At 61.7% G+C, this 7,367-nt stretch carries 7 protein-coding genes; 5 read left to right on the forward strand and 2 right to left on the reverse strand.

Going from position 1 to position 7,367, the window contains the following annotated elements; genetic code table 11:
• Positions 1-51: 51 nt before the first annotated feature.
• Entirely contained in the window at positions 52-708 is a 657-nt protein-coding gene (locus tag ACW9JE_RS26835) for a histidinol-phosphatase (protein WP_457434474.1), read from the reverse strand.
• 143 nt (positions 709-851) lie between these two features.
• Here ACW9JE_RS26835 and ACW9JE_RS26840 point away from each other — a divergent pair, with 143 nt between their 5' ends.
• Complete coding sequence (locus ACW9JE_RS26840; RefSeq protein WP_007897732.1) at positions 852-1,331, forward strand: RNA pyrophosphohydrolase; 480 nt, start codon at positions 852-854, stop codon at positions 1,329-1,331.
• A 22-nt stretch (positions 1,332-1,353) separates the two neighbouring features.
• Positions 1,354-3,633, forward strand: coding sequence for a phosphoenolpyruvate--protein phosphotransferase (gene ptsP, locus ACW9JE_RS26845; protein ID WP_457434475.1), 2,280 nt, complete (start codon positions 1,354-1,356; stop codon positions 3,631-3,633).
• An 87-nt stretch (positions 3,634-3,720) separates the two neighbouring features.
• Here the strand turns inward: ptsP and ACW9JE_RS26850 are convergent, their stop codons facing one another.
• Entirely contained in the window at positions 3,721-4,467 is a 747-nt protein-coding gene (locus ACW9JE_RS26850; protein ID WP_457434476.1) for an NRDE family protein, read from the reverse strand.
• 132 nt (positions 4,468-4,599) lie between these two features.
• Here ACW9JE_RS26850 and ACW9JE_RS26855 point away from each other — a divergent pair, with 132 nt between their 5' ends.
• The 3 genes from ACW9JE_RS26855 to ACW9JE_RS26865 all read left to right on the forward strand — a co-directional run bounded on the left by ACW9JE_RS26855 (position 4,600) and on the right by ACW9JE_RS26865 (position 7,298).
• The gene (locus ACW9JE_RS26855) at positions 4,600-5,382 is read left to right on the forward strand and encodes a sulfite exporter TauE/SafE family protein (protein ID WP_457434477.1); all 783 of its coding nucleotides are present in this window, start codon (positions 4,600-4,602) and stop codon (positions 5,380-5,382) included.
• Positions 5,383-5,465: 83 nt separating this feature from the next.
• On the forward strand, positions 5,466-6,278 hold the full coding sequence (gene lgt, locus ACW9JE_RS26860) for a prolipoprotein diacylglyceryl transferase (RefSeq protein ID WP_224541050.1): 813 nt from the start codon (positions 5,466-5,468) through the stop codon (positions 6,276-6,278).
• Between the two features lie 48 nt (positions 6,279-6,326).
• A complete protein-coding gene (locus tag ACW9JE_RS26865; RefSeq protein ID WP_457434478.1) occupies positions 6,327-7,298 on the forward strand; it encodes a thymidylate synthase in 972 nt (323 codons plus the stop codon).
• Positions 7,299-7,367: the final 69 nt, after the last annotated feature.

Here is a 7,367-nt window from a genome sequence, read left to right on the forward strand (position 1 = left end):
TACAGGGTTCATCACCGACCTGTAGGAGCGAGGCTTGCCCGCGAAGCGGTTTCAGTCGCGCAGACTGATCACCTGCCAACCACGCTTCTCGGCCTCGGCCCGCAGATTCGGATCCGGATCGACCGCCACCGGGTTCGCCACCTGCTCCAGCAGCGGCAGATCGTTCATCGAGTCGCTATAGAAGTAGCTGTCTTCCAACGAATACCCGGTCTCCTCCAGCCAGCGATTCAGGCGCGTCACCTTGCCTTCGCGGAAGCACGGCACGTCGGTGCTGCGGCCGGTGTAGCGGCCGTCCTGCATTTCGCATTCGGTGGCGATCAGGGTGTCGACGCCCAGGCGCTCGGCGATGGGGCCGGTGACGAAGCGGTTGGTGGCGGTGATGATCACCAGTTTGTCGCCGGCGGCGCGGTGCTTGGCAAGAAGTTCGATGGCCTTGGGCAGCATCAATGGCTCGATGCAGTCGCGCATGTAATCGTTGTGCCAGAGGGCGAGCACGTCCATCTCGGTGCGGCCGAGAATCTCCAGGCAGAAGTTCAGGTAGGCATCGTTATCCAGCTTGCCCGCCAGGTAATCCTGATAGAACTCGTCGTTGCGTGCCTTGTAGGCCACCGGGTCGAGGAAGCCGCGTTCACACAGGTAATCGCCCCAGGCGTGATCGCTGTCGCCGCCCAGCAGGGTGTTGTCCAAGTCGAATAAAGCCAGCCGCATTGCAGTTACTCGCTGAAAAGTCTGTAGAAAGGCGTCCAGAATACGGACTTTTCACCAGAGTGCACATAAGGTAAGACGGCGCGTTGCTGCCTTCACGACCTTTGTGGAACAATGCGGCGACATGCGTTTGCGAGGTTGTTGCCGTGATCGACCCCGATGGTTTTCGTCCTAATGTCGGGATCATTCTTACGAATGATGCCGGCCAGGTCCTATGGGCTCGCCGAATCAATCAAGATGCCTGGCAGTTTCCTCAAGGCGGGATCAACCCCCAGGAGACGCCGGAAGACGCCTTGTACCGCGAGTTGAACGAAGAAGTAGGCCTGGAGCGCGAGGATGTTGAAATACTCGCCTGCACCCGGGGCTGGTTGCGCTATCGTTTGCCGCAACGTCTGGTCAGGACGCACAGCCAACCGCTGTGCATCGGCCAGAAACAGAAGTGGTTTCTCCTGCGCCTGATCTCCAACGAGCAGCGGGTGCGGATGGATTTGACCGGTAAACCGGAGTTCGATGGCTGGCGCTGGGTCAGCTATTGGTATCCGCTGGGCCAGGTGGTGACATTCAAGCGCGAGGTGTATCGGCGCGCCCTCAAAGAGCTTGCCCCGCGCCTTTTAGCGCGCGACTGACGACGGAGTTCGACCCCGAGCCATGCTCAATACGCTGCGCAAGATCGTCCAGGAAGTTAACTCCGCCAAGGATCTCAAGGCGGCGTTGGGGATTATTGTGTTGCGCGTCAAAGAGGCCATGGGCAGCCAGGTCTGCTCGGTCTACCTGCTTGACCCCGAGACCAACCGTTTCGTGCTGATGGCCACCGAGGGCTTGAACAAGCGCTCGATCGGCAAGGTCAGCATGGCGCCCAATGAAGGTCTGGTCGGCCTGGTCGGCACGCGTGAAGAACCCCTGAACCTCGAAAACGCCGCGGATCACCCGCGCTACCGCTACTTCGCCGAAACCGGTGAAGAGCGCTACGCCTCGTTCCTCGGGGCGCCGATCATTCACCACCGCCGCGTCGTCGGCGTGCTGGTCATCCAACAGAAAGAACGCCGCCAGTTCGATGAAGGTGAAGAAGCCTTCCTCGTGACCATGAGCGCGCAGCTCGCCGGCGTTATCGCCCACGCCGAGGCCACCGGTTCCATCCGCGGCCTGGGCCGTCAGGGCAAGGGTATCCAGGAAGCCAAGTTCGTCGGCGTGCCGGGTTCGCCGGGCGCGGCGGTCGGTACCGCGGTGGTCATGCTGCCACCGGCCGACCTGGACGTGGTGCCTGACAAGACCATCACCGACATCGACGCTGAGCTTGGGCTGTTCAAGACCGCCATCGAAGGCGTGCGCGCCGACATGCGTGCGTTGTCCACCAAGCTCGCCAGCCAGCTGCGCCCGGAAGAGCGCGCGCTGTTCGACGTCTATTTGATGATGCTCGACGATGCGGCGCTGGGCAGCGAAGTAACCACCGTGATCAAGACCGGGCAATGGGCCCAGGGCGCCTTGCGTCAGGTGGTGACCGATCACGTCAACCGCTTTGAACTGATGGACGACGAATATCTGCGTGAGCGGGCGTCGGACGTCAAGGACCTGGGCCGCCGGCTTCTCGCCTACTTGCAGGAAGAGCGTCAGCAGAATCTGGTCTATCCGGAAAAAACCATCCTGGTCAGCGAGGAGCTGACACCGGCCATGCTCGGCGAGGTGCCGGAGGGCACGCTGGTCGGACTGGTGTCGGTACTCGGTTCGGGTAACTCGCACGTCGCGATCCTGGCCCGGGCCATGGGCATTCCGACGGTGATGGGCCTGGTCGACCTGCCATACGCCAAGGTCGACGGCATCGAACTGATCGTCGACGGTAACCGTGGCGAGGTGTACACCAACCCGGGCGATGTACTGCGCAAGCAGTTCGCCGAAGTGGTGGAAGAAGAGAAACAGCTAGCCCTGGGCCTCGATTCCCTGCGCGACCTGCCGTGCGTGACCACCGACGGCCACCGCATGCCGTTGTGGGTCAACACCGGCCTGCTGGCGGACGTGGCCCGGGCGCAGAAGCGCGGCGCCGAAGGTGTCGGCCTGTACCGCACCGAAGTGCCGTTCATGATCAACCAGCGTTTCCCGAGCGAGAAGGAACAGCTGGCGATCTACCGCGAACAATTGGCCGCGTTCCACCCGCAACCGGTGACCATGCGTACCCTGGACATCGGTGGTGACAAGGCGCTGTCGTACTTCCCAATCAAGGAAGACAACCCGTTCCTCGGCTGGCGCGGCATTCGCGTCACCCTCGACCACCCGGAAATCTTCCTGGTCCAGACCCGCGCCATGCTCAAGGCCAGCGAAGGCCTGAACAACCTGCGCATTCTGTTGCCGATGATCTCCGGCACTCACGAACTGGAAGAAGCCCTTCACCTGATCCACCGTGCCTGGGGCGAGGTGCGCGACGAAGGTTGCGACGTGCCGATGCCGCCAGTGGGCGTGATGATCGAGATTCCGGCAGCGGTGTACCAGACCAAGGAACTGGCGCGGCAGGTGGATTTCCTGTCCGTCGGCTCCAACGACCTGACCCAGTACCTGCTGGCCGTTGACCGTAACAACCCGCGGGTGGCCGACCTCTACGACTACCTGCACCCGGCGGTGCTGCAAGCGCTGCAAACCGTAGTGCGTGACGCCCATGCCGAAGGCAAGCCGGTGAGCATCTGCGGCGAGATGGCCGGTGATCCGGCGGCGGCGGTGCTGTTGATGGCGATGGGTTTCGACAGCCTGTCGATGAACGCCACCAACCTGCCGAAGGTGAAGTGGATGCTGCGTCAGATCAATCTGAGCAAGTCCAAGGAGTTGCTGGCCGAGTTGATGACCATCGACAATCCTCAAGTTATCCACAGCTCGCTGCAACTGGCGCTGAAAAAACTGGGGCTTTCGAAGATGACCAATCCGGCTTCGGTCAAGGCTGTCTGAGACTGTACCGGCCTCTTCGCGGGCAAGCCTCGCTCCTACAGGGTTTATCACCGTCCTGTAGGAGCGAGGCTCGCCCGCGAAGGCGTCCTAAAGCCTGACCTCAACTTCTCCAAGATGCCCGCCATACGGTCCGAAGCTCCTTTCGACCAGATGCCGTGCCCCGTCCGCCTGCACGATCAGCGCCGTACTCGCCCGAGTTCCATAGCTCTGACTGGCAATGAACACACTCGACAACAACGTCTCCGTGGCCACTCCGACGCCCGTATCCGGCAACTCGGCAAACGGCGCCTGTTGCGAATCCGCCAGCAGATTTAATAATGCCTGCGGCTGCGGATCGTCCAGCACCTCGCTCAACGCGGCTCTGGCCTTGAGCAATTTCGGCCACGGCGTATCCAGCCCCGCATTCGACAGCCCATAAACCCCCGAAGCCAGCATCACCGCTTCCGACTCCCGGGCATTGAAGTGCCAGAGCTCATGAGAGTTGCCCACCAACAGATTAAATCCGCCATATTCCGCAGAACGTGCAACAACTTCGCTCAAATAGTCGTCAATCGGCACCTCTCCGGTAAGAAAGCGCGCCACAAGATCACCGCGTGACTTGCGTCCAACCGGCCGTTGGGGATCGCGGATATTGGTCAGCGCGGCAAACCGCCCGTTCGTGCCGACGCCGAGCCAGGTGCCGCCGGCTTCAAGGTCACGGCCAGCGTAGACCTGCGGCGATTCCGGCCATTGCGCCAGCGGCAGGGTCGGGCGGGCATAGAACTCGTCGCGGTTGGCCGCGACGATCAGCGGCTGGGCATGACCCGGTCGCCAGGCAAAAACAATCAGGCACATAAGGTGGTCCTTGTGTGTTTTTTGCCCACTCTACGCAGTCATCGTGCGGGTATCCATCGCCATCCAGTGGAGCCCGAGGCCATGCATCCGTTACCATGCCGCTCCGGTTTTGGGGATGGGTGGGGAAACCGCATGGAATTTGTGCTCTATCTGGCGCTCGGCGCCTGTGCCGGGGTTCTTGCCGGGCTGTTTGGCGTGGGCGGCGGAATCATCATCGTTCCGGTGCTGGTGTACAGCTTCACCCTGCAGGGTTTCGACCAGTCGATCCTGACCCACCTCGCGGTCGGTACCTCGCTGGCGACCATCATCTTCACTTCGGTCAACGCCGTGCGCGAGCACCACCGGCGTGGCGCCGTGCGCTGGCCGATCTTTATGTGGATGACCGTCGGCATCCTGATCGGTGCCGGGTTCGGCGCCCTCACCGCCGAAGCGATTTCCGGGCCCAACCTGCAAAAAATCATCGGTGTGTTCGCCCTGGTGATCGCCGCGCAGCTGGCGCTGGACGTCAAACCCAAGTCCAGTCGAACCGTGCCGGGCAAACTCGGTCTGACCGTGGCCGGCAGCGTGATTGGCTGGGCCTCGGCGATTTTCGGTATTGGCGGCGGTTCGCTGACCGTGCCGTTCCTGACCTGGCGCAGCGTGCCGATGCAGCAGGCGGTGGCGACCTCCTCGGCCTGCGGCCTGCCGATCGCTTTTGCAAGTGCATTAAGTTTCATGATTCTGGGCTGGCACGATCCGCTGTTACCGGCCCATAGTCTCGGTTTTGTTTATTTGCCGGCGTTGCTGGGCATCGCTCTGACGAGCATGGTGTTTGCCCGCCTCGGCGCGCGACTGGCGCACAGGCTGTCGCCAAAGTTGCTGAAACGGCTGTTTGCCGCTTTGCTGTTCTGCGTCGGCTTGAGTTTCCTGTTCTGACGCACCGCGCAATCCTGGCTTAATCCTCGGGTGGCAGCGTCGCCCGGGCATTTTGAAGATTTGAACGCTTTTAAGGAGTCGCAATGCTGCCTTACCCGCAGATCGATCCGGTGGCCCTGGCCATCGGTCCGCTGAAAATCCACTGGTACGGGTTGATGTACCTGATCGGCATCGGTGGTGCCTGGCTGCTGGCGTCCCGTCGCCTGAACCGCTTCGACCCGACCTGGACCAAGGAAAAGCTCTCCGACATGGTGTTCTGGATGTCGATGGGGGTGATCGTCGGCGGACGTCTGGGCTATGTGCTGTTCTACGATCTGCATGCCTATCTCGCCAACCCGACGCTGATCTTCGAAGTCTGGAAGGGCGGCATGTCGTTCCACGGCGGTTTCATCGGCGTGATGCTGGCGGCGCTGTGGTTCGGCAAGAAGAACAACAAGTCGTTCTTCCAGCTGATGGACTTCGTCGCACCGATGGTGCCGATCGGCCTGGGTGCCGGGCGCATCGGCAACTTCATCAACGCCGAATTGTGGGGCAAGCCGACCGACGTGCCGTGGGCGATGGTCTTCCCGCCTTTCAGCGATCCGGCGCAACTGGCGCGTCACCCGTCACAGCTGTATCAGTTCGCGCTCGAGGGCGTGGCGCTGTTCCTGATCCTGTGGATCTTCTCGCGCAAGCCGCGGCCGACCATGGCGGTGTCCGGCATGTTTGCGATGTTCTATGGCATCTTCCGTTTCATCGTCGAGTTCGTCCGCGTACCGGACGCGCAGCTGGGCTATCTGGCCTGGAACTGGCTGACCATGGGTCAGGTGCTGTGCGTGCCGATGATCCTCGGCGGTCTGTGGCTGATCTGGCTGGCCTATCACCGTGCACCGGCGACGCCTGCGGCAGCCGTATAAATTCGAACCCCGCAGCGAAAGCTGCGGGTTCAAGGAAACAGGTAACTCATGAAGCAATATCTCGATCTGGTCGCCCACGTCATCAAGAACGGCACCAAGCAGGCCAACCGCACTGGCGTGAACACCATCAGCTTTCCCGGCGCGATGCTGCGTTTTGACCTGCAGGAAGGTTTCCCGGCGATCACCACCCGAAAGCTGGCCTTCAAATCGGCCATCGGTGAAATGTGTGGTTTCCTGCGTGGCGTGAACAACGCTGCCGAATTCCGTGCGCTGGGCTGCAAGGTCTGGGACCAGAACGCCAACGAAAACGCCCAGTGGCTGGCCAACCCGTTCCGTCAGGGCGACGACGACCTCGGTGAAATCTACGGCGTGCAATGGCGCAAATGGCCGGCGTACAAGCAGATCCCGCTGAGCAACCCGGCCGCGATCAAGCAGACGCTGGAACAAGGCTATCGCCAGATCGCCGAAGGCGAGGAAGACGCCCAGGCCTACGTGGTGTTGTACAAGGCCATCGATCAGGTGCGCCAGTGCGTCGACACCATCATCAAGGACCCCGGCAGCCGCCGCATCCTGTTCCACGGCTGGAACTGCGCCCAGCTCGATGAAATGGCCCTGCCGCCGTGCCACCTGCTGTATCAGTTCCACCCGAATGTCGAGACCAAAGAGATTTCTCTCACGCTCTACATCCGCTCCAACGACCTGGGCCTGGGCACGCCGTTCAACCTCACCGAAGGTGCCGCGTTGCTGAGCCTGATCGGCCGCCTGACTGGCTACACGCCGCGCTGGTTCACCTATTTCATTGGTGACGCTCACGTCTACGAAAACCACCTGGACATGCTGAATGAGCAGCTCAAGCGCGAGCCGCTAGCGGCGCCGAAACTGGTGATCAGCGATCGTGTTCCGGAGTTTGCCAAGACGGGTGTGTATCAGCCGGAGTGGCTGGAGTTGGTGGAGCCGAGCGACTTCTCGCTGGAAGGCTACGAGCACCATCCGCCGATGACCGCGCCGATGGCGGTCTAACGGCCTACACCGTCCAAACGTGGGAGCGGGCTTGCTCGCGAAAGCGGTGTGTCAGTCGACATTGATATT

The sequence above is a fragment of the Pseudomonas sp. SDO55104_S430 genome (assembly GCF_054070595.1).

Excerpts from the sequence above, each read along its gene's own strand:
- ACW9JE_RS26850 (WP_457434476.1), bottom strand. The coding sequence starts at position 4,467 with ATGTGCCTGATTGTTTTTGCCTGGCGACCGGGTCATGCCCAGCCGCTG.
- lgt (WP_224541050.1), top strand. The coding sequence starts at position 5,466 with ATGCTGCCTTACCCGCAGATCGATCCGGTGGCCCTGGCCATCGGTCCG.
- ACW9JE_RS26835 (WP_457434474.1), bottom strand. The coding sequence starts at position 708 with ATGCGGCTGGCTTTATTCGACTTGGACAACACCCTGCTGGGCGGCGAC.
- ptsP (WP_457434475.1), top strand. The coding sequence starts at position 1,354 with ATGCTCAATACGCTGCGCAAGATCGTCCAGGAAGTTAACTCCGCCAAG.
- ACW9JE_RS26855 (WP_457434477.1), top strand. The coding sequence starts at position 4,600 with ATGGAATTTGTGCTCTATCTGGCGCTCGGCGCCTGTGCCGGGGTTCTT.
- ACW9JE_RS26865 (WP_457434478.1), top strand. The coding sequence starts at position 6,327 with ATGAAGCAATATCTCGATCTGGTCGCCCACGTCATCAAGAACGGCACC.